Origin of the sequence: Nostoc sp. CCY 9925 (assembly GCF_963920935.1) — a bacterium.
In the GTDB taxonomy this organism is placed as follows: domain Bacteria; phylum Cyanobacteriota; class Cyanobacteriia; order Cyanobacteriales; family Nostocaceae; genus Nostoc.
Map to the genome: position 1 here is coordinate 69,442 of NZ_CAWUDO010000002.1, position 22,783 is coordinate 92,224.

Annotated in this window: 17 protein-coding genes; 7 read left to right on the forward strand and 10 right to left on the reverse strand. The window is 43.6% G+C overall.

What is annotated here, in order from left to right:
- Positions 1-28 precede the first annotated feature (28 nt).
- The 3 genes from ACM0OY_RS01500 to nfi all read right to left on the reverse strand — a co-directional run bounded on the left by ACM0OY_RS01500 (position 29) and on the right by nfi (position 3,461).
- Positions 29-1,987 carry an FHA domain-containing protein gene (locus ACM0OY_RS01500; protein WP_414567128.1) on the reverse strand — a complete coding sequence of 653 codons (1,959 nt, stop codon included), beginning with the start codon at positions 1,985-1,987 and terminating at the stop codon, positions 29-31.
- A gap of 121 nt (positions 1,988-2,108) precedes the next feature.
- The gene (locus tag ACM0OY_RS01505; RefSeq protein WP_414567129.1) at positions 2,109-2,687 is read right to left on the reverse strand and encodes an FHA domain-containing protein; all 579 of its coding nucleotides are present in this window, start codon (positions 2,685-2,687) and stop codon (positions 2,109-2,111) included.
- Positions 2,688-2,795: 108 nt separating this feature from the next.
- Complete coding sequence (gene nfi / locus ACM0OY_RS01510; protein WP_414567130.1) at positions 2,796-3,461, reverse strand: deoxyribonuclease V; 666 nt, start codon at positions 3,459-3,461, stop codon at positions 2,796-2,798.
- A gap of 241 nt (positions 3,462-3,702) precedes the next feature.
- Here nfi and ACM0OY_RS01515 point away from each other — a divergent pair, with 241 nt between their 5' ends.
- The 3 genes from ACM0OY_RS01515 to ACM0OY_RS01525 all read left to right on the forward strand — a co-directional run bounded on the left by ACM0OY_RS01515 (position 3,703) and on the right by ACM0OY_RS01525 (position 5,526).
- The gene (locus ACM0OY_RS01515) at positions 3,703-4,212 is read left to right on the forward strand and encodes a hypothetical protein (protein WP_414567131.1); all 510 of its coding nucleotides are present in this window, start codon (positions 3,703-3,705) and stop codon (positions 4,210-4,212) included.
- 180 nt (positions 4,213-4,392) lie between these two features.
- On the forward strand, positions 4,393-4,938 hold the full coding sequence (locus ACM0OY_RS01520) for a hypothetical protein (protein WP_414567132.1): 546 nt from the start codon (positions 4,393-4,395) through the stop codon (positions 4,936-4,938).
- 150 nt (positions 4,939-5,088) lie between these two features.
- Positions 5,089-5,526, forward strand: a complete 438-nt coding sequence (locus ACM0OY_RS01525; RefSeq protein WP_414567133.1) for a hypothetical protein — start codon at positions 5,089-5,091, stop codon at positions 5,524-5,526.
- Between the two features lie 106 nt (positions 5,527-5,632).
- Here ACM0OY_RS01525 and ACM0OY_RS01530 read toward each other — a convergent pair whose 3' ends face one another.
- The 3 genes from ACM0OY_RS01530 to ACM0OY_RS01540 form a co-directional block, all read right to left on the reverse strand.
- Complete coding sequence (locus ACM0OY_RS01530; RefSeq protein ID WP_414567134.1) at positions 5,633-7,009, reverse strand: dihydrolipoyl dehydrogenase family protein; 1,377 nt, start codon at positions 7,007-7,009, stop codon at positions 5,633-5,635.
- A gap of 194 nt (positions 7,010-7,203) precedes the next feature.
- Positions 7,204-8,028: an alpha/beta fold hydrolase gene (locus ACM0OY_RS01535; protein ID WP_414567135.1), complete on the reverse strand. Its 825-nt coding sequence runs from the start codon at positions 8,026-8,028 to the stop codon at positions 7,204-7,206.
- A 272-nt stretch (positions 8,029-8,300) separates the two neighbouring features.
- Positions 8,301-8,708 carry a hypothetical protein gene (locus tag ACM0OY_RS01540; RefSeq protein WP_414567136.1) on the reverse strand — a complete coding sequence of 136 codons (408 nt, stop codon included), beginning with the start codon at positions 8,706-8,708 and terminating at the stop codon, positions 8,301-8,303.
- A 643-nt stretch (positions 8,709-9,351) separates the two neighbouring features.
- On the opposite strand from ACM0OY_RS01540, the gene ACM0OY_RS01545 reads away from it, so the two are divergent.
- Positions 9,352-10,344: an aldo/keto reductase gene (locus ACM0OY_RS01545; protein ID WP_414567137.1), complete on the forward strand. Its 993-nt coding sequence runs from the start codon at positions 9,352-9,354 to the stop codon at positions 10,342-10,344.
- Between the two features lie 14 nt (positions 10,345-10,358).
- On the opposite strand, the gene sbcD is transcribed toward ACM0OY_RS01545, so the two are convergent.
- From sbcD to ACM0OY_RS01560, 3 genes are all read right to left on the reverse strand, one after another.
- Positions 10,359-11,612, reverse strand: coding sequence for an exonuclease subunit SbcD (gene sbcD / locus ACM0OY_RS01550; RefSeq protein WP_414567138.1), 1,254 nt, complete (start codon positions 11,610-11,612; stop codon positions 10,359-10,361).
- 120 nt (positions 11,613-11,732) lie between these two features.
- Positions 11,733-12,458, reverse strand: a complete 726-nt coding sequence (gene cysH / locus ACM0OY_RS01555) for a phosphoadenosine phosphosulfate reductase (RefSeq protein ID WP_414567139.1) — start codon at positions 12,456-12,458, stop codon at positions 11,733-11,735.
- Between the two features lie 705 nt (positions 12,459-13,163).
- A complete protein-coding gene (locus ACM0OY_RS01560) occupies positions 13,164-14,753 on the reverse strand; it encodes a DHA2 family efflux MFS transporter permease subunit (RefSeq protein ID WP_414567140.1) in 1,590 nt (529 codons plus the stop codon).
- A gap of 197 nt (positions 14,754-14,950) precedes the next feature.
- On the opposite strand from ACM0OY_RS01560, the gene ACM0OY_RS01565 reads away from it, so the two are divergent.
- The gene (locus ACM0OY_RS01565) at positions 14,951-15,628 is read left to right on the forward strand and encodes a TetR/AcrR family transcriptional regulator (protein WP_414567141.1); all 678 of its coding nucleotides are present in this window, start codon (positions 14,951-14,953) and stop codon (positions 15,626-15,628) included.
- Between the two features lie 176 nt (positions 15,629-15,804).
- Here ACM0OY_RS01565 and patD read toward each other — a convergent pair whose 3' ends face one another.
- Positions 15,805-16,158, reverse strand: a complete 354-nt coding sequence (gene patD / locus ACM0OY_RS01570) for a heterocyst frequency control protein PatD (RefSeq protein ID WP_414567142.1) — start codon at positions 16,156-16,158, stop codon at positions 15,805-15,807.
- 281 nt (positions 16,159-16,439) lie between these two features.
- On the opposite strand from patD, the gene ACM0OY_RS01575 reads away from it, so the two are divergent.
- A complete protein-coding gene (locus tag ACM0OY_RS01575; RefSeq protein ID WP_414567143.1) occupies positions 16,440-18,713 on the forward strand; it encodes a RelA/SpoT family protein in 2,274 nt (757 codons plus the stop codon).
- 713 nt (positions 18,714-19,426) lie between these two features.
- A complete protein-coding gene (locus ACM0OY_RS01580; protein ID WP_414567144.1) occupies positions 19,427-22,753 on the forward strand; it encodes a DUF4347 domain-containing protein in 3,327 nt (1,108 codons plus the stop codon).
- The last annotated feature ends 30 nt before the right edge of the window (positions 22,754-22,783 follow it).

A 22,783-nucleotide genomic window follows, 5' to 3' on the forward strand; every position in this document is an offset into this window, starting at 1 on the left:
AATCTAAAATCTAAAATCCAAAATCGTATTATGGTGATTGATTTAAGGCCCACTTCAACCACTGACTAAAGGAACTGACAAAATTCAGCCTTTTAACTCCAGGCGCACGGGCAGCGGCGAGTCCATCAACGGCGACTAATGCGGCGTATTGCAAGCCCAAAAAACTATCAACTGCGGCATAAGGGCCACCAAGGGTAATCGCCCCTGCTGCATACATCTGTCCTTTGTCGCTACGCATATCTACCAGTTCAAAATTGTTCGCTACAGCCAATCGCCCTAGGTTATTCAGTGGCAAGTTGTAATGTTTGACAAAATCTTCTAGTAGGGGACTAGCATTTACTTTGGCATCCAGTCCGGTAGCATCAACAATAAAGTCAGCTATTAACTTCATTTCCCCAAAGCTTTTTTCTCGGATGTGGGTAATAGTTCGGTTTTGAGGATCTCGTTCTACGTCCAGCACTTCACCGAAAGTAATTTGATACCAGCCTTCGCTGATCCCTTGGGCAGTAATTTGCTGCCAATCGTGACGGTCGGCGGTGGTGGTACCACCCCAATCTGCTAGTAAGCTTTTGCGTTCATCGGGGCTGGCTTTTTCTAACATTACCCGGAGTTCGCCGCCCCAACAAGCTTTAGGCCAGTTAAAGGGTTGAAATTCGTAATGATTTTTGACTAGGCGTTGGGCATTTTGAAATTTGTTGCCTTGGGGTTTAGGCGATCGCATTAAATGTAAAACTGAAATATTCCGATTTCGCTTTCTGGCTTCAAAAATGCGCTGCAAAATCCGCGAAGCCACAATTCCCCGTCCCCGAATCAATACTGTCCCACCGTGTTGCTCTAATTGCTGATAAACATGATCGTGTGCTTCGTAAGCATTCACAACAGTTTTAAAGTCTTGATATTTTTCTCTATAAGCCTGCAAATCTGGGAGAAACTGAATTGCGGGATATCCAGTAGCTAAATGTAAATAACGACTAACTAAAAAAGCATAATTTCCTGGGGCGCGAGAATAGGCTACGCAATACCTACCATCATCGGTTTTGCGAATTCCCCGAACTCGCCCATAGCGATAAATTTGGTTCCAGCCAATGCGCTTGGCCTCTCTGTCTATGGAATTAAAGACGTTACCGGAACGAGGTGTATAAGTTTCGGCAAATGTTGGTTCAGCAAACACCTGCCACAAATATTTAAATGCTGACTTCATGTGTCCCTTAGCAAAGTCAGCCCAAGCTTCGCGCAAGGCATAACTAGGCCAGCCCCAAATATTATCAGGGCAAGAATCGGAATTAGACCGCAGTCTTTCATGTAGGGGAATTTGGGAATTCATACACAGGCGCTTATAACGGGCATAAGGTTCCGCCTCTAATCCCACAGCTACAATCTTCTGGGCACGCACACCACTAAGTCGCAGCAAATCAACCCAAACAAAGCTACCCAGTCCTGCCCCGATCGCTACATAATCAGTTTCATCCACTGGTAGCCCAGTAGCATAAAGCGCTAGCACGGGGACTTTTTGTGCTTGAAAAGCTGGTGGCGGAAAATTAGTACCTGCGGTGATCCCAGGCTGGGCTACAGGCAAACTAGGGTCTGGGATATTAGTATTTGGGTTGAAGTGAATCGTCGAAGGAGGGCTGGTATCTGGTTCGGTGGCGTTAGCAGCAAACCTGATTGTGATCACATAGGGGCCGATTTGCAGCGTATCGCCATTAGCCAGAACACTGTGGTTTTGTTGTTTACCGTTGACATAGATACCGTTAACGCTGCCTTGGTCGATCGCTACCAGATGATTTTGTTCCCAGTCAATTAGGGCATGGTAGCGAGAAACTTCATTACTATTGAGCAACATCCTGGAAACCCGCTGCCCTCCAAGTTCAGCAGGTAACCGCCCGAATTCCCGACCAAAGGCGATCGGTATACTCAACATTGGTTCTCGCCGTTCTCCTGTTGCCGGATCTTCCCAACTTAATTGGATTTGTAGGTGATTAGTCATTGGTCATTAGTCATTAGTCATTAGTCAAAACCCTTCGGGTAGGGAAAAGGGAAAAGGGAAAAGCACGGATCTTTCCTTTCCCCTTTGCCCCTTACCCTTTCCCCAAGGCGAAGCCATCTCCCTAACTCCCAGGCGCTACCAACACACTCACTGCCGCAGCCAAAGATGTACCACACCAAGGACAGCCAATTTGCAGATTCTCTGGTGGGGAAACTTTGTAACATTTGGAACATTTTAAACCATAAACTCCTGGTGGTGGCGCGGGGGGTGTCGCTGGATGGTGGTGATGGTGATGTCCGATATTCACTGGTGAATGGGGATTTATCACTGGCGCTTGCGGCGGCATCAAAATTGTTGCGGGAATGTTGCCTGTGGAAATATCAGTAACTTTGAGTTGTATTTGTCCCAAAGAGATATTAGTGCCCTCAGCTAAAGGCATTTCACCTTGGACTAGTTGGCGTCCATCAATCAGCGAAGGATTTTGCGATCGCAAGTTCCTAACATAAAAGCGCTGTTGCTGGGGATGAAAAAATATTTCAATATGCAGACCAGATACAGTGGGATTACTCAGAACAATATCGCACCGCAGGGGATCGCGACCGATGCGAACAGTGCCAGGATTTTTACTTGGCTGTTGTTCGTAAATGTTCTGAGTTTTATCTGCACCTGCATCGTGCCACTGTAAAGTTAGTGCGTTCATTGTTCTAACTTTTTAACTCGTATTTTAGCTACTTCAACTTCTTTCTGTGCGATTCCTAACACGATTGAGTGGGCGCAAGCAAGTATTTAGAAAAAACTTCAATAACCTTTATCTTGCGGACGCTAATTTATCAGCAATGCGTGTAGTTTCTGGGAGGCGATATTTCGGTGTGCAGCGTAATACATAGTCAATTGCTGTCGCTAAACTGATTCGATGACCGCTGGAGACGTACAGAGGTTTAACTCCTGTGCGCGATCGCAAAACTGCTCCAATTATTTCACCTTTATGTATGAGCGATCGCCAGTTACCTCTGGTTTCTGGTAATTCTTCATGCTTACCTATCAACAATGACTTAGCTACACCAATTGTCGGTATATCTATAAGTACTCCTAAATGGCTAGCTATACCGAATCTGCGCGGATGGGCAATTCCTTGGCCGTCACACAAAATCATATTTGGTATTGTTTTAATCTTTTCCAAAGCATCCAGGACAGCGGGAATTTCCCGAAATGAAAGGAAACCAGGAATATAAGGAAAGGTTGTAGGACGGTGTGCTAGGCTCGTCTCAATTACTTGCAAGTCAGGAAAACTCAGTACTGCCACAGCTGCACGGCTAATGGTGCCATCGGCTTCAAAACCCATATCTACTCCGGCGACGTACTGCACAGGTTCTTGCAGTCGATCTGATGTAATTACTTGATTTCGCAACTGTTCTTGGATAACTATGGCTTCCTCCACAGTTGCAGGCCAAGCATGATGTTGATAAATCTTCATATTTAAAATTGGAATTTAATTAATATTATTCGTGTGAATTTGCTTAGCACAGAAAACAATTGTTTTTGATGTTGATGCTGGAAAAATATATTTCATGCAAAAGTCTGTGAAAGACTATCTTTATATTAGACATTAAAGCTTTGGCTTGTTGAGACGTTGCATCATAATGTTACTTAAGTCTCTCAAGAGGGAATCCTGAGAATATAAGGTTATTTTCTTTTGATTTTCTCTTTTACTGGTTATGACGCTGCTAAATATTCTGGAACTTGCAAAACAGGGAGATGTAGAGGCGATCGCATCTCTAATGAACCGCCATTTACTACCCAAGGGGATCGCTGCAAAAGTCGCCTTCAAGGATGCTTGCTTAGAGGTAATACTAGAATCTGCGGAAGTACCAAATCAGGAAACTTGGGTTGCATTTATCCGTAGAGGGTTAACGAATTTAGGGTCTGCATCTGTTGAGAGAGTAAAGGTTTGTGGGCAGGAAATAGGTAAGGAGTTTCCAGGTTGGAGTCAAGAATTTGAGCTAGGCTTTGCAGAAACACAAAATGATGAAGAGTTTTCTACTAATCCTCAAATATTAACTGTTTCTATTAACTTAAATGGTGATAGTGTCCGTGAATTAAAAACCCAAGATTTTGAAAATATTGCAAATAAAATTATCAATGATATTTTATGCTCTTGTACAGACTTTTTCATTAATAAAGTAAGTATTAGTAATGATAATTGTGTAATTACCAAAGAACGCTAGTTTTTTATCTGGTTCATACTCCAGATGCTCCAGGCACAGAGAAAGAGTCTAATTGCAATAAATCTCATAAACGTATATAAATTTTAAACATATAATTGGAGAATTTGTGTGTTGCTTTTGCCTGTAAATCGGGAACCCTAAAATAGGCGATGTTTTATCATGTTTTCGGATTTATTATTTATGACACAGCCTAATCTCATAGAAGATAGTAAGCAAAAATTCCAAAAATTCCACTGGCCTTTATGGTTTCCTTATCCTAGTTCTTGGGTAAAAGCATTGATTGTGGCTTTATTTTTGAGAGTTATTATATTTGTAGTCGATAGTACTGGAAAGGTAGGCTACCGTATTGCCTATTTTGCAAACAGCTTAGAATTATTTTTTATGTTTATAATACTATCGATCCTCTCTCCAATTATAATAATTTCTTTTACTCATCACTGCTTACACTTGTTTTTTAGTCGGTTTCTACCAGAAATTCAAGCACCAGAAATAGGTAAAACTCAAGGATTGTTGCCAGGAATTATGAGTTGGTGGGAAGGATTATACGCTTGGCTTGTGATTGTGATTTCTACACTTATAGCAATTTTTTGTTGTACAATATTTTTGCCATTTTTTAATCTGAGCTATACCAAACTATTTGAATATTATAGAGATTTTGAAGATTGGATAATACTAGTATTTGGTTTATTTTATATTGTTGCTGGGGCATCAATTTATCAAATTTAATATTTAGTCAGACGGCGAATAATATCTACATATACTTTTAATAAACCAACAAAAACCAATGAATGCAATACAAATATTAAGACAAAGGAAGAACTTAAAATATCGCAATTAAAAATCGATGTGCTGTCAAATCAAGAAGAAATTAAAACTATGACGAATCGACGAAAGCTTGGTACTATAAACAAATTTTGGCTGTCCTTCTTTTTAATATTATTAATTCCCATAGGAATATATCTATCTTCAGAAGTACTAGAAATATTTCCCATATTTTCTAATAATCAAACAGACATACCATCACAAACCGCATTAGTTACACCCTCACCATTAACTTTGGAATCGCCGAATGTGTTACTTGAAACTGATACTTTTCGAGAGGCTGTAAATAAAGCAATTAAGGCAGCTAACCTTACTCAATCAGCAAACGCTTCAAATGAATGGGAGACAGTTGTGAATGAATGGCAAGGAGCGATCGCACTTATGAGAAATGTGCCATCTTCTAGCCCAAATTATCCAATAGCCCAGCAAAAGATCATAGAATATCAGAAAAATCTCGACTACGCACAGAAAAATAGTGTTAGCAATAAGTAAAGCGATCGCTCTTTTTCCTCATTGACTTGCTGTACAATTTTCCCGTTTTAGCACGGTGATGCCATGAATTCCTGGCTTAGGGATCACTTAATTAATGCCAACTAATTCACATATTCGGACACCCAGGCATGTTATCTCCCAGCAGCAACCGTGCCAAACTGGGTAAAGCTTCACCATAGGTGGGATGGATGTGAACCGATCGCTCTAACAACTGCCAGGTTGCTCCTGCTTCCATCAGGGATAAAAATACATGCACCAGCTCAGCAGTTTCGTACCCCACCAGGGTTGCTCCCAGGATTTTGTCTGTGTCGCTGTCGATCGCCATGCGATAAAATCCGAGGTCATGCCCCCACTCAATGGCACGCGCAATTTGGCTCATGTGTAATGTGACAGCACGCACGTTAATGGCTTGTTTCTGAGCCTGTTCTAACGTCATACCCACTCGCCCCACCTGGGGTTCTGTGTAGACCGCATAGCCAAGGACGCGATCGTTCCGTGTCCGGTTTTCTCCACACAAAATTGCTTTTAAGCGGCGATAGTCCTCCCACGACACATGTGTAAAGGCAGGCTGTTTGGCAACATCCCCAATGGCATAGACTCCAGAACAGGTGGTATGGAACTGGTCATCAATTTTGACAAACCCGCGATCGTCTAGCTCAATTCCGCTGGCGGCTGTATTTAATGCACTTGTATTGGGTTTCCGTCCAATGGCAACCAGCAACGCTTCTCCCTGGAGTTGTTCGCCATTGCTCAGGGTCAGCCGAAACACATTATTCTCGTGGGCGACGTGATTTACATTGACGCCAAAGTGCAGCCCAATCCCATCCTGCTTTAATGCTTCTGCTAAGACCTCGCTGACATCAGCCTCTTCCTGTGGGAGGACGCGATCGCCCCGCACAATTAAGTGGGTCTGACTGCCCAAACGCGCTAGTCCTTGTCCCAATTCCAAGCCAATATAGCCGCCTCCAATCACCAATAAACGGGCTGGTAAGGTGTTCAAGTCAAAGAAATTGCGGTTGGTTAAGTAGGGAGTTCCTGCAAGTCCGGGAATGTCAGGAATTAGCGATGACGTGCCCGTGTTAATGATTACTAGAGGAGCCTCAAGGGTAACATCCCCACCTTTGACAGTGCGTTCACCCACAAAAGCAGCTTCGGCACAAATGACTTTGACACCCGCAGTCTCCAATCGCTGGCGAATCCCCTGATTAAAGCTGCTGCGGATTCCCCGAACTCGCTCCATGACAGCAGGAAAATCCACTTCTACCTCAGTGTGGATGCCTAACTTTTTGGCTTGGCGCGATCGCCCTGCTGCATGAGCCGCTGCTAAGAAGGCTTTGGAAGGAGTACAACCATAGTTGATGCAACTGCCGCCTAAAGCATCTCGCTCAAACAAAACAACCTTACGTCCCTCATTGGCAAAATCAGCCGCCAGTGGAATGCCTCCTTGACCACTGCCGATCACAATCACATCTGCTGTTTCCATCAACGCTAAACTCCTTGGAGATAGTTTGCTTTCATCACACTCTCACATCAAAGTTCAAAACTCTCCGCCCATTGAGGTAGGGTTTGGATTGAGTTATGACTTCTAAAGCTAGTAGTCTGGCAAGTCAACAATACTTGGTGAGAATGCACTCATTCAGATTTTTAACAGTGATGTCTCACATCCGTGCATCCCCATCAGGATTTGATAAATTCCAGCAGGTCGGCGTTGAGCTGTTCCTTGCTCGTATCGCCCAGACTATGCGATCCGCCGGGATATACCTTTAAAGTCGAATTCTTGACGAGCTTTGCAGACAAGAGGGCAGCAGCACCAATCGGCACGATCTGATCATCATCACCATGAATAATCAAAGTTGGCACATCGAACTTCTTCAAATCCTCGGTGAAATCTGTTTCTGAAAACGCCTTAATACAGTCATAGGCGTTTTTATAGCCAGCCATCATGCCCTGCATCCACCATGAATAAATCAACCCTTGGGAGACTTTGGCACCAGGTCGATTGAATCCAAAAAACGTGTTACTGGCTACATCCAGGAAGAACTGCGAGCGGTCAGCCAAAAACGCCGCCCGAAAGCCGTCAAAGACCTCAATGGGTAGCCCACCCGGATTCGCCTCCGTCTTGAGCATGAGTGGCGGCACCGCGCCCATCAGCACTGCCTTGGACACGCGCTTGGTGCCGTGGCGTCCAATGAAACGCGCCACTTCACCGCCACCAGTAGAGTGTCCGATGGTCACTGCATCTTTAAGATCCAGCGCCTCGAAGAGTTCCGCCAGATCGTCGGCGTAGGTATCCATGTCATTGCCGTTCCACGGTTGGCTCGACCGGCCATGACCGCGACGATCGTGGGCGATGCAGCGGTAGCCGTGCGAGGCGAGAAAAAACATCTGCGATTCCCAAGCATCTGCGCTCAGTGGCCAGCCGTGGCTGAAGACAATGGGCTGTCCTGTACCCCAGTCCTTGTAGTAGATTTGCGTACCGTCCTTAGTCGTGATTGTGCTCATGTGGCTCCTATGTAAATTGTGAGCGTTTGCCAATCTGTATCTGGTTCGGACTGTAAAGATAACTGCATCTGCGATCGCTAACCGATCGAGAAATTGCTACATAACTGATTCCAGCAGTCTTATTTTGATGACCTGATTGCTTGCGAAGGTGGCTTATCTACCTTTCAATCAGTTGTCTTGATTCTTCAACTTTGGTTCAACTTAGACCACTCAAGTTCTTTAATTTAAGATACCAGTTAACTTAAGACTTAAGACTGACAAACTTTGTGACATCAACGGGTAACGATAAAGGCAGCCAGAGCGATGGCTACAACATCTTCAGCAAGGGCAGCAGGAACTGAACCAATCCGTTCAATGGCGGCTATCCGTACCACCCGACCCCCATACGCACCCACCAGTGCACCCACAACACCAAAGAGCGCTCCAACGGGTGCAAAACTGCTGTTTGCTCCAGTGACTAGCCATCCCACAATGCCACCACTGAGAATCCGAGCAATCAACGCAGGGGGACTAGTGCGAGACGGGATTTGCGGCAGCATATCGGCAATGAACTCACCTACTGCCAGTACAGCCAGAACGATCCCTATAATGCCGCCACGTGCCAGAAATAAAGCAGCAGGGGCTGTCAACGATCGCAGTCCCGCAACTAACCCAAGGAAAAATGCAAAAATCAATGTCATGAACATAAATAGCCCTTCTGGTAGATTTGGATGCCATCTTTAGTCATAATCCTGAATAATCGTGCTCATAAGATTATTCTTTTTTCATGGGTTGATGATAGTTTGATTGGTCATTCGAGGGTTTGCTTGGGTTCCAATTAGGTGTTCTTATTCTTGAACGCTGATTCCAGTCAAACCACTCAATAATTTGAGTTAAAACTCAACTTATCAGGTTGTGTGTGGTATTTGTGATATTCTCTGTGAGAAATTGGAAAAGGTATTGAGCCGAGACGCGCGACGTGAAAGTTGTGCATCTCGGCTCAATGCGAAGTGGATGCTACTGTAGCTGAAACTGGCGCAAGTTCATAGATGTGTGCCAAGTGCTGACGAGCTTCTACCTCTGCAATGAAGTATTGTTTTTGCAACACAACCTGGATGGGCGTTATTATGCAGTTCAATGGAGTTGCGACAGAGTTAGATAGTCTGTGTAGCCATGTTCGCTACCACCATAGAACGTCCTCACATCACCCTCGGTCAGGGAGGCATTGAGCCGTAGCCAATCCACCTATTCACAAAACTAATCCCAGGATAGATTTCTTGTCTGAAATTAATTCTTCCTAGCTAACATTTTAAAATAAAAGTAATTTTGTCCCCAAAGCGAATCATGACAGAAGGAAAGACGCGGCGTAATTTCCTAATTAGCAGTGTTGCTGTAACCGGCGGTATTATGGCCACTAATGCTTTACAGCAAAATACTACCAACACTGCCACACAACAAAATACTATCAACACGGCTACACCGCCAGCAACGATGCCAGAACGAGTGTTGGGACGCACAGAAGTAAATCTGCCTATTTTCGGTTTGGGAGGAGCAGGACAAACGCCGCTATCTTGGGAGGGGAAAGAAGGCGATGCTGCACAAATTATTCAAAAAGCGCTAGAACTTGGTATTCGCTACTTTGATACTGCTGCAAGTTACGGGCCGAGTGAAGATTATTTAGGCAAAGTGCTACCACCCCATCGTTCAAAGCTGTTTCTAGCAAGCAAGACAGATAAAAGAGACCGCGATGGTGCATGGCGAGAATTAGAGCGATCGCTTAAACGTCTCAACACAGATTACCTCGATTTGTGGCAGTTACATCACGTCTCTTTTGCTGAAGAACTCGACACCATCTTTAGTCCATCTGGCGCAATTCAAGCTTTGGAAGAAGCCATAGAACAAAAACTCGTCCGCTTTGCAGGTATTACCGGACATCACGATCCTCAAGTGATTGCCGAAGGGTTGCGTCGCTATCCTTTCCACACTACACTCATTCCTGTGAATGCTGCTGACAAACACCACCCACGTCCATTTATCCCAGTAGTCCTACCAGTTGCTCAAAAAAAGAATGTTGGTGTAATTGCCATGAAAGTCCCGGCTTATGGTCGGCTGTTGAAACCAGGCGGGTTGACGGGTATGGAACAAGCTTTGGGATATACAATGTCTCAGCCTGGGGTTCATTGTTGTGTAATTGCAGCGGAGACAGTTACACAACTAGAGAATAATGTCAATATAGCGCGTGCTTTTGTACCCCTCAAAGAGCAAGAATTAACAGCGATCGCAGGCCAAACTGCTAGTATTTGGGAAGATAGTACGTTTTTCCGTGCTTGGACATAGTTGACTGATATTACTTATTCACTAGTTGCAGGTTCTAGCCAGACTTCCACATCATCTGTTAACAACTTTTGTGCAGCTTCTAGCATTGATGCTGCGATGTCTTTAAGGTCTTCGCGATTATTCAAGTAAGTTTTCAAAGCTTCCATTGGATCAATGCTACTACTCGCAGTCAATTCGGGAATTCGCGGTCGAGCCAATTGACTTACTAATTCTGCTTGGATGGTGTAGGTGTGAGCTGCACTTAAAGCAGTATGTAGAGAGGAACTTTCAATTAAATCCATCTGTTCCGAGCGCAGTTTGTAAATCAGCCGCACTACAGCATCTTCAATATCATACTTGGCGATCGCTTTCATTAATACCGCTTGGGGATCTTCTGCTTTGGAGACATCCACCTCAATTGTGCAAAAATCCCGAACTGGTAACGGACAAAATTCCCACTCTGCCTTACCCCGCTCCAGTTCGATCATTACATAGCCTTTGTCTTCTTTTTCTTCACTAAAATCTACCCGCTCAATACTCCCTGGATAAATCACTGGCGGGTTGTTGGATTTATTCAAATTTTGATGACGATGCACATGTCCCAATGCTACATAATCAAAACAAGGCCGCGTCAACAAAGATAAAGGTAAAGTAAAGCCTTTACCCACAGCTAAGTAGCGTTCTGCACCCAAGGTAGCATTGTCAGCCATTAAGTGAGCCAAAAGCACAGTTGGCACATCGGGATCAAGACGGCGAACTTCCCCTTCCAAAACAACTTGCAGGCGTTCCGTTAACAATTCATTGACTTGGGCCAAAGACAAACCCTCAGTTTCTTGGCGAGTCATCAGCGTGGAACGAGTCAGCCAAGGGAGGGTAATTACTTGCACTTTGCCATTGCGCGTTTGGATGTGATGAGTAGTTAATGTATCCCCAACAACAAAACCAGGCACCCCCAAGGTGCGGTAAATACATAAACTCGCGCCTCCTAGTCCTTGGGAATGTTGGTCGTGATTCCCCACCAACAGCACTGTGGGAATATTAGCGTCCACCAAACGGCGAAACTGGCTAGCAAAAGCTTGTTGTACATAGGGTGGTGGTGTCGCATCCGGAAAAGCATCGCCACCAAATATAACTAGATCCACGCCTTCTGTCAGTGCTCGGTCAATACATCGAGATAATGTATTGACAAAATCCTCCAATCGTGTATTTAATCCAGTTGCCGGATTAATTCGTCCGTGGGAAAAGCCGCTTCCCATGTGGATATCGGAAAGGTGGAGGATTTTAATCATATTTGTCCTTTGTTCTTAGTCATTTGTCCTTGAAGTTCTAATATGAGACTTATCTCTTTGTCTAATACTAATGACAAATCACTATTGTAGAGACGCGATTAATCGCGTCTCTACTAACGACTAAATATGAATTCCACATTCTGTTTTATTGCTTCCCCGCCAGCGTCCGGCGCGTTCGTCTTCACCATCTTTGACTTTGGTAGTGATGGGTTTGTCGCCGATGCTGGGATAACCTTGGTCGTGTAGAGGATTGTAGATAACTCCGTGTTCAGCTACGTAAAGCCAGCTGTCTTTGCGTGTCCAGGTGGCTATGGGATTTACCTTCAAACGACCCTTGCCGTCTAATTCAAATATGGGCATATTAGCACGGGTTACTGCTTGGTCGCGGCGGCGTCCAGTGATCCAAGCAACGCTGTTGAGTTCGTCTAAACCCCGTAGCAGTGGTTCAATTTTGGTAATTTCGTGGAATTTTAGAATATCTTTGTCCCAGAGTGCATCACCATATTTAGCTTCAAAGGCTTCGGGGCTGTCTACGTCTGGAGTTTTGTAAGTTTGCAGATCCAGGTTATATATTTGTTTGGCTTTAGCAACTAGTTCTAGGGTTTCGTCGAAGTGGTAAAGGGTATTGAGAAATATCACAGGAACTGGAAACTTGAGTTCACTGTAAAGAATATGGGTAATTACCATGTCATCCACATTAAAGGCGCTGGTTTGCACCAGTCCCGTTGGGATATTTTCTACAGACCATGCCAAGATTTCTTTGGGAGTGGCAGTTTCAAATTCTTGATTTAATTTCTCTAAGTCAAAAGCGATGGTTTCGTTTTTAGATGCTGTGGAAGCTGTCATGGTAATTTTCTATTCAAATAATTTCTACCTTGATTAAGATTTATTTTACTGCATAAAGGCTCATATCCCGCTAGGAGATCAGGTAATTATTAATTGTGCGTATGGGGCATAGGGCATTGAGCATTGGAAGAGGACACTGGGAGCCAAGGGAATAGAGGGACAAATGGAAAGAGTTGTTGTAAGTTATCTCCTTGTCCCCTTGTCTCCCCCTGTTCCCCCTGCTCCCCCATCTCCCAATGCCCCATGCCCTATGCCCATCAAAATCATTGTGTAAGTAAATACTAAAGTCTTTATTAAGAAACTTTACACTTATTTAAGTTTTACGAGCTTTTTATAGATATATATACTGATTTTGATATGGTTAAGGAACAATTAACAAACAAGGATTTTACTTAAATGCAGAAGTCAAAACTCCCCAATCCATTAAGTGAATCTATAGTTATGGGCGCTTTAATCGCGTTGACCAGTGTTAGTATCATCACCATCATGAATGCTTTCTAAGATAAAAAAATTTTAATTTTAGCAACAAAAATTTACATAACCCTACTCAGTTTTGAGCAGGGTTTTTACATTTTGTTTACAGAAGCGTCTGTTAGCACTACTACAAGGCGGCGTAAATAGAGCAACCATTGAAAATCGCTAAAGGGCTTATTCTATAACACTTTTGACTTTTGACTTTTGACTTTTGACTTCCGCCTTGCGGTACTAGTGACCTATCGGCGCTTTTGCTGCTGCGCCACCTTTGCCTAAGAATAGTAATAAAGGTAATGAGCAAAGGAAGGCGATACCTACGACTCGAAAGCAATCTGCGTAAGACAAAACAGCAGCTTGGGTGTCTACTGTTTGACTTAATAAAGCTAGTGCTTGTTGTTGAGCTGTTATTGCATCCATACCTTGACCTTGGAGTGCGCCGTTGAGTGCATCCAGGCGCTGATTGGTTTCTGGGTCATAAGGACTGAGTTTTGCCAAAAGGATGGCTCGATGAAAAGCTTCTCGTCGGTCAAGGAGAGTCGTAAGTAGGGCAATGCCGATGCTACCACCTAGTTGTCGGGTGAGGTTGTAGAACCCAGAACCGGCAGAAATATCTTGTTTGGGTAACCCTCCTAAAGTTGCCAAACTCAAGGGGAGAAACATCAATACAGTAAAAGCCCCACGCCATACCAATGGCCAAAATAAATCATCTGTACCACTTTGTGGGGTAATTGCCGCCAATTGAAACATGACTCCAGATGTGCCAACAGCCCCCATTGCAATTAAAATTCTGGCATCAATTTTGGTGGACAACTTACCTAACAAAACCATGACGATCGCAGATGCCAATGCACCAGGCGCTAACAATAGTCCTGTCTGAGTTGCCGTAAAGTGCAGCACACTCTGAGCAAATATCGGTACGGCAAACAAGGCACCATAAAGCCCCATTCCCACGACTGCTGATAAAAAACTCCCAGCAGCTAAAGAACGGTGACGCAAAACTCTCAAATCAACGGCTGGATGAGCTATTCTCAATTCCTGCCAAATAAATAGTCCCAATCCGATGACGCTAGCAACAGCCAAGGTAGTAATGAAACCTGAGGAAAACCAGTCTTCTTTCTCACCTTCCTCTAACAAAGTTTGGATACTACCGATCGCAATCACCAAAAACCCAATGCCGAACCAATCCACGGCTTGGCTTTGCGTCTGGCTATTGTCTTTGTCTTTGGGCAAAAATGCTAACGACATTGCCACTGCAACGATCCCAAAGGGAATATTAACAAAGAAAATCCAACGCCAGCCCAAACCATCTACCAAGAATCCGCCTAAGGTTGGGCCGATGGCTGGCCCAGCAATTACACCCACTCCAAAAACTGCTTGGGCCAAACCCTGTTCCGCAGGTGGAAAAGTCTCGAACAAAATTGCTTGTGCTTTAGCTAGCAACCCACCACCGCATAAACCTTGAAGAATTCGAGAAATCACCAGCATCGGTAAATTGAATGCTAACCCGCATAAAACCGAGGCAATGGTAAAGCCAATCAAGGAGAAAATAAAGTACGTTTTGCGCCCAAAGTAATCTCCCAGCCATGCAGATAAGGGAATTAAAACAACGTTAGCGATCGCATATCCAGTTACTACCCAACCCACTTCAGTAATAGTTGCACCAAGACTGGCTTGAATATCGGTTAAAGCAACGTTGACAATACTGGTGTCAATTACTTCTAAGATGGCCCCAAGGGCAGCTGTAAAAGCGATCGCCCACTTCAAAGGCCCTTGGACATAACCAAATTCGTCAAAAGTAGAACGTTTAATATTGGTAGCCATCGTCAGAGCAATTCCCAAAGCAAAAATTTAGATATCCTATATATACGCTACGGTAGCGTATCATATTAAAACGGTCAAGGTAGACCTACATAAAAAGCAGCAGAAATACTTATGCTAAAGATGGATTGTTACTTCTGCTATTTTTGTGAATCGAAACTGAGTTATGGGGCTTATTTGCTCCCCAGATGCTATGTTCTATGCCGAAAGTTCTACAAATTGCCAAGAAGATATTGCTTGGGGATGATATTTTTATGAGTAACCAAATTAACAGCGCCTCTGGACGCCCACGCAGCATCCACGCCGACCAAGCTATTTTGCAAGCGACCTTAGACTTGCTTGCAGAGGTAGGATATCAAAGCATGAGTATAGAAGCGATCGCTTCTCGTGCTGGGGTTGGTAAAACCACCATTTATCGGCGTTACACTTGCAAAGAAGAACTAGTTGCCGACGCCATAGAAAGTTTGAGAGATGATTTAGCGATCCCCGATACCGGCAGCTTTTGGGGAGACATGGATATCGTCATCAAGAATGCAGCTAAAAAAATAGATAGTCCCCTTGGTCGTCAGACACTTGCCTTGATTATCAGCACAGCATCTAGCAATCCTCAGTTTGCCGAAGTTTACTGGACAAAATATATAAAACTCCGCCGTGAAGCCTTTGCTAAAGTACTTGAGCGTGCCCAGTCTAGAGCAGAAATCAACGATAACGCCGACATAGACCTAATTATCGACCTTGTGAGTGGATCACTGTATTATGCACTAATCTTCAAACCCACAACCGAGCCAGTAGAAGCCTACATGCGCCGCACCATAGATATTCTTGTGAAGGGAATAGGGCATGGGGAGCAGGGGAAAAGGTTAAGGGGCAAGGGGTAAAGGGAAAAGGGAAAAGTGAAAAGGAATAAATTTAATCTTTCCCCTTTCCCCTTTACCCCTTGCCCTTTCCCCATACCCGATGCCCAATGCCCATTCCCAACTTGTTACCAAAATAACTTTTCACAAATCGTCATAAATGAGATGATGTATTAATTAGAGAAAAAGGTGAACAATTGTTATTTTTCTCCCTCCGCTTCTGGTTGCAAGATGGCGTCACAATATTGTATGAGAGTGGTCAAGCGATCGCTAATCGCTTGCAGTCTTGTTTGTACAGTGGATGCCTGCCGCGCTCCTTGGAAAAACATCACATCTATTTCCAACAACCGCAGTTGCTTACTCATCTCAGTTTGATAAGACTGCACTCGCCAGTCTTGATCAGCCAAAGGCACAATTTCCTCCCCAAAAATTTGCTGCAACGAGGCTACACGCCGCCGCAGTTCGGGTGCAACAATTTGGGTAGTTGTGGCATCGGAGCGTAATTGCTCTAGTAAGGTTACGAATGCCTGATATTTCTCATCGTTTAAAGACATGGAGTGCTAGTTAAGATAGTATTAATGTCAAGTAATTTTTCTTATACAATAAACTCTCTTAAGCGCTTATCAGTACTAGAAGCCTCAAATCGGGATTTGAGGCTTTGTTTGCAATCAATCGATTTTCAAGTTTACGATCCTTGAAATTCACACTGGATGACTACCATTGATTGCCAATTGGAGAATCCCACCCGTCTAGTGGCAACAGCATCTTCCCACGGTGATGCTGCCAGTTTTGTCTATCTCACACTTATCTACCGATCCCCTAAAGACCCAATTGTATGAGCAGCATAGCTATCAATTCATCAGTTGATCTTGCCATTCCGGAATGGTTAAAGAAATGTTTGAAGGAATCATCGACAACTAACGGCCAAGCCGAAGATCAGCGAAGGCATAATGATGCAGTCTTGATTGGTCGAGCATTTGAATTTGCTTACCAACTGCATGAAGGTCAATACCGCAAATCGGGAGAGCCATACATCGCTCATCCCATTGCTGTAGCCGGATTGCTGCGGGACTTGGGAGGTAGTCCTGCTATGATAGCAGCTGGGTTTCTTCATGATGTAGTTGAAGATACAGAAGTCACTATTGAAGAAATCGAAGAACGCTTTGGACCAGAAGTCCGCCAATTGGTGGAAGGTGTCACCAAACTTTCTAAAATCAATTTCACCAGCAAAACCGAAAGCCAAGCGGAAAATTTCCGCCGGATGTTTTTGGCAATGGCGCAAGATATTCGAGTGATTGTGGTGAAGTTGGCAGACCGTTTGCATAATATGCGAACCTTACAGTACATGTCCGAAGCCAGCCGCCGCCGCAGTGCCCAGGAAACGCGAGATATCTTTGCACCTTTAGCCAATCGCTTGGGGATCTGGCGAATTAAATGGGAATTGGAGGATTTGGCTTTTAAATATTTGGAGCCAGAAGCTTTCCGGGAAATTCAACAGCATGTTTCCGAAAAACGGACGGCGCGAGAAGAGAAATTGGCCAAAGCTACAGAAATTTTGCGGGAGCGTTTGCAGCAAGCTGGAATTCAGTGCCAAGATATCAGCGGTCGCCCCAAACATCTTTATAGCATTTACCAAAAAATGCATCGGCAGCAAAAGGAATTTCACGAAATTTACGATTTGGCAGCCCTGCGAATTATTGTCCAAACCAATGAAGAATGTTATCGGGCGTTGGCGGTGGTTCATGATGCTTTTCGCCCAATTCCTGGGAGATTTAAAGACTACATTGGACTGCCAAAACCTAATCGTTACCAGTCCTTGCATACTGGAGTCATTGGCTTGACTGGTCGTCCTTTGGAAGTACAAATTCGCACGATAGAAATGCATCATGTCGCCGAGTATGGGATTGCCGCTCATTGGAAGTATAAAGAAACAGGAGGCTCTAGCATTAGCCATTTGACAGGGGCGGATGAAAAGTTTACTTGGCTGCGGCAACTGCTGGAATGGCAAACAGATCTCAAGGACGCCCAAGAATATCTTGATAGCGTCAAAGATAATCTATTTGAAGATGATGTCTATGTCTTCACCCCTAAGGGGGATGTTGTGCCTTTAAGTCCTGGATCTACAAGTATAGATTTTGCTTATCGCATCCACACAGAAGTGGGGAACCATTGTTCAGGGGCGCGGGTGAATGGGCGAATGGTACCTCTGTCAACACGGCTGCAAAATGGCGATATTGTGGAGATCCTTACCCAAAAGAACTGTCATCCGAGTTTGGATTGGTTGAATTTTGTCAGAACTTCGGCAGCGAAGTATCGAATTAAACAATGGTACAAGCGATCGCGCCGCGAAGAAAATGTCGCTCGTGGAAGAGAATTGTTAGAAAAGGAACTTGGTAAAACTGGTTTTGATAGTCTGCTAAAATCCGATGCTATGCAGATTGTCGGCGAAAAGTGTAACTACCACAGCGTGGAAGATTTACTAGCTGGTTTGGGTTACGGTGAAGTGACGTTAAATTTAGTCCTAAATCGTTGGCGAGAAGTAGCCAAGGGACAACAACCAGTTATAACTCCAGCGCCATTTCTTCCCAAAGAATCGACATCTACAGCAAAAGCTTTGCGAGATGCGCCTCCAAATACCTCCCGCTCCACAGATTCGCCGATTATTGGGGTGGAAGGTTTGGTATATCATTTAGCTGGGTGTTGTACCCCAATTCCTGGGGAACCAATCATTGGCGTAGTGACGCGAGGTAGGGGGATTTCAATTCATCGCCAAGGCTGCCATAATCTAGAAAATGTCGAGTATGAGCGCCTCGTACCAGTTAGGTGGAATCCAGCAGCCGAAAATAGTGGTCGCCCGCAAACGTACCCAGTGGAGATTCAAATTGAAGCACTTGACCGCGTGGGAGTGTTAAAGGATATTTTATCAAGGCTGAGCGACCAGGGAATCAATGTGCGCCATGCTCAGGTGAAAACAGCCGTTGGTCAACCTGCATTGATGGACTTGGGAATAGATATACGCGATCGCCCCCAGCTAGAGCAAGTATTTATCCAAATTAAGAAAATGAGCGACATTTTGAATATCCGCCGCGTCGGTCAAATTGATGAATAGTAGGGATATCAGTATCCCTATATTTGTTACTGGGGTGCGTTAATGTAATATCACGCACCATTTTAAATAAGTAGAACAACTTCTGAGCAAAAAATCGTTCAATTAGGGATTTCCAAAAAATAAACTATACAATCTTATGGGGTGGGCATCTTGCTCGCCCATGATTACGGGCGGGCGAGACGCCCACCCTACAATAAATAGCTGGATATTTTTTTATTTGTCAGTCCCTTAATTCCTGGATTGGATGCTGCCATTCAGGGCAAGTTAAGATAATGTTTATTTTGTCAATAAGCCGATCTACTTAAAAAAGCAAGCAAAGAAGAGGGGTAACAGAGCAAGTAGCTGCTCTCTTACACTTAATTTGATATTTAGAGTAAATTCTTAAATTAGGTAACTTTTAATACTTTACATATTATTAATAATATTTCAGGAAATCTATCGATGAAATTAATACATGCAATCAGCAAAATGTTGAGAGGAGAATAATTTTCATCTTTGAAATTTGTTTAAGTAATTAAGCTGAAGAATCAAGCTTAATTTTGAAAAATGATTTCATCTAGGGTTTGCAATCGAGTGCAGTACAGACAATTCCTAAATTAGCCGCGTGCTGACTTGTACCTCATTCGCTGTAAATAATGCTTTGGCGTTGAAATTATCTAATCTCCTAATATCTTATCCACCAGTTTTAATTGTTATTAAAACTGCAAAAATTCGTGAAAGGCTTAAATAACATGAATATTCATCATCAAGGCATTATTTTTATTGATTCATCAGTTGAAGACTACAAAATATTGCTTAATTGTGTTGTATCAAAAGTTGAAACAATAGTTATTGATTTCAACCAAGATGGGGTAGAAAAAATTACTCAAATACTGTTACAACGCCCTAAAGTTAAAACTGTCCACATTGTCTCTCATGGTTCTCCTGGTTGCCTTTACCTGGGTAATACCCAACTGAGTCTTAGCACTTTAGAACGCTATACTCAACAGCTACAAACTTGGTTGTGCCCATCTCTAATACTCTACGGCTGTAACGTCGCTGCTGGGGACGCGGGAGAAGAATTTTTGCAGAAGTTACATCGATTGACTAAAGCAAATATTTTGGCTTCCACTACACCAACAGGTAACGCAGCGTTGGGTGGAGATTGGAATTTACAGGTTCAAGTTGGCAAAGATTTTTCAATCGCAAATCCCATAGCTTTAGCATTTCAACAAGAAACACTTTCTAGTTATACGGGAATACTTGCTTCTGGTGAACTCGATACTACCTTTGGTATTGGTGGTAAAGTTACTACTCAATTTGGTTATGGCGGATCTGCTTATAGTGTTGCAATTCAGTCAGACGGGAAAATTTTGGCAGTCGGCTATAGTTACATGATTCACGATGGCTTAAATGCCCCTGACTTTGCTCTAATACGCTACAACCCAGACGGCAGCCTAGACAATAGCTTTGGCAATGGTGGTATAGTTACTACTCATGTTGGTAGTGCCAGTGATGCTGGTTATAGTGTGACTCTACAATCAGACGGCAAGATAGTTGTTGCTGGATATACTTGGGACAATAGCCAATCTAACCAACCAGATTTTGCCCTAGCACGCTACAACACTAACGGTAGTCTAGATACCAGTTTTGGTAACGGCGGCAAAGTTATTACCAATTTGGGTCAAGACTTGGGTTATAAAGTCTTAGTCCAGCCAGATGGCAAGACGATCCTAGTGGGATCTATCGGTAATGGAGATCGTGTTCTAGTACGCTACAACACTGATGGTAGTATAGATACGAGTTTTGGTAACAGCGGCAAAGTTAACGGCACAAATGGCAACACTGCTGTAATTCTCTCAGATGGCAAAATTATTGTTGCCGGAGCGGCAATTAGTGACCCTAATAGTTATTCTGCCTCTGGGCCTCTTATTGATTTTGCCTTAGCACGTTATCACAGCAATGGCAGTTTAGATACTAGCTTTGGCAATAATGGTAGGATCTTAACTCCTATAGGTACATCCCTTGACACGGCTAATAGCATTGCAATTCAGGCGGACGGTAAAATTGTTGTTGCTGGATACGCGTGGAGTGTATGGAATGGCTCTAACCAAGAAGACTTTGCTATTGCCCGTTACAATTCTGACGGTAGTCTAGACACTAGCTTTGGTAATGGAGGTAAAATCATTGCGCCTCTAAGTATAAGTAATAACGATCGTGCCACTAGTTTGACAATTCAATCTAATGGCAAAATTGTTGTCGCTGGTTATATTCAAAACGGAAATAATCGCGACACAGTTCTATTAGCCTATAATCCCGATGGAACTTTGGATAGTAGCTTTGGTACAGGCGGTCAGGTTATTACTCCGATTAAAAGTAACTACGAAGGCAGTAATGTTGTTGCAACTCAATCGGATGGCAATATTGTTGTTGTTGGGAATGACAATGGGTACTTTGCAGTGGCACGCTACCTCGGTGTTTCCAACGAAACACCTACCACTCCCTCAAATACAGCGCCTACAGTCACTTTGCCCAGCACTAACCCCACTTACACTGAAAATGCACCTGCTATCTTCATTGACCCGAATGCAACTGTCCTAGACCCTGATTCCCAAGACTTCGATTCCGGTAAATTGACTGTTCGCTTCAGTAATGGCGGAACTGCTGATGATCGCCTGATCATCCAAAGCAATACAACAAATAAAATTCAAGTCAACAACAACACAAGCATTTTGTACGATACTAGCTTTATCGGTACTTTCACTGGTGGTATTGGTACTCAAGACTTAGTTATCAACTTTACCTCTAAAGCTACACCTGCTGCTATCCAAGCTGTGCTACGCAGTATTAGTTACGCCAACATCTCCGATAATCCTGCTACTACTCCTCGTACTGTCAGCTTTGTGTTAACTGATGGTGATGGTGGTGCTAGCGCCACTGTCTCTAAAACGATTAATCTGACTGCTGTCAACGATGCCCCTATCGTTACCGCAAATCAAAGCTTCAATATCAGGGAAAATAGCAGTAATGATACGGTGGTTGGTACTGTAATTGCTACCGATGTCGAGGGAACTAGCTCATTTTCCAATTGGACAATTATTAGTGGTAACCTTGACCTCGACGGAGATGGGAAAGCTGCTTTTAACATCAATTCTACTTCTGGACAGATCGTTGTTGGCGATCGCGACGATCTTGATTTTGAAAGTCAGCCGAACTTTCAATTACAAGTTACTGTCAGTGATGGCACTGACACTAGTGCTATACAAGCGATCGCTGTCAATCTGAATGATGTTGGTGAAAAGACCATCTTTGGTACGTCTTTAAGCAACAAGCTATACGGCAGTACAACTGATGATACTATCTACGGCTATGAAGGAAGTGACTATTTATACGGTTATGATGGTAACGATCGCCTGATTGCTGGTGCTGGCAACGACTACCTTTATGGTGGTGGAGGTGATGATATTTTCGATGGTGGTGATGGCACTGACTCACTTAGGGAATCTGCTGATGTCAACTTTACCTTAACTAACAATCAACTATTTGGTTTAGGTAATGATAGCTTCAGGAATATTGAAAAGGTAACGCTGACGGGCGGTATTAGTGATAATACTTTAAATGCTTCATCATTCACAATTGCCAGTGTCTATCTTTATGGCGGTAATGGTCATGATAGTGTTTTAGGTGGTAGTCAGAATGATTATTTATACGGAGGGAATGGTAGCGATCGCTTGATTGGTAATGCCGGAATTGACAAGCTTTATGGTGGTGCAGATAACGATACCTTGATTGGCGGTGCTGGCAATGATGCACTCTATGGACAAACAGGTGCGGATGTTTTTGTTCTCGCTCCAGGAAACGGCACTGATAGCATATTTGATTTTAAGGATGGCATTGACAAACTTGGTTTATTAGGTGGTTTAACTTATGGGGCTTTAACTATCTCTGCAAGTGGTACTAAGACTTCTATTCGGATTACTTCCACTAATGAGACATTAGCTCTTTTGAGCAATATCCAACCTAGCTTGATTACAGAAAGTGATTTTATCGCAATTGTGTAATGGTGAGTAATTTTCTATCGCATTAATTTT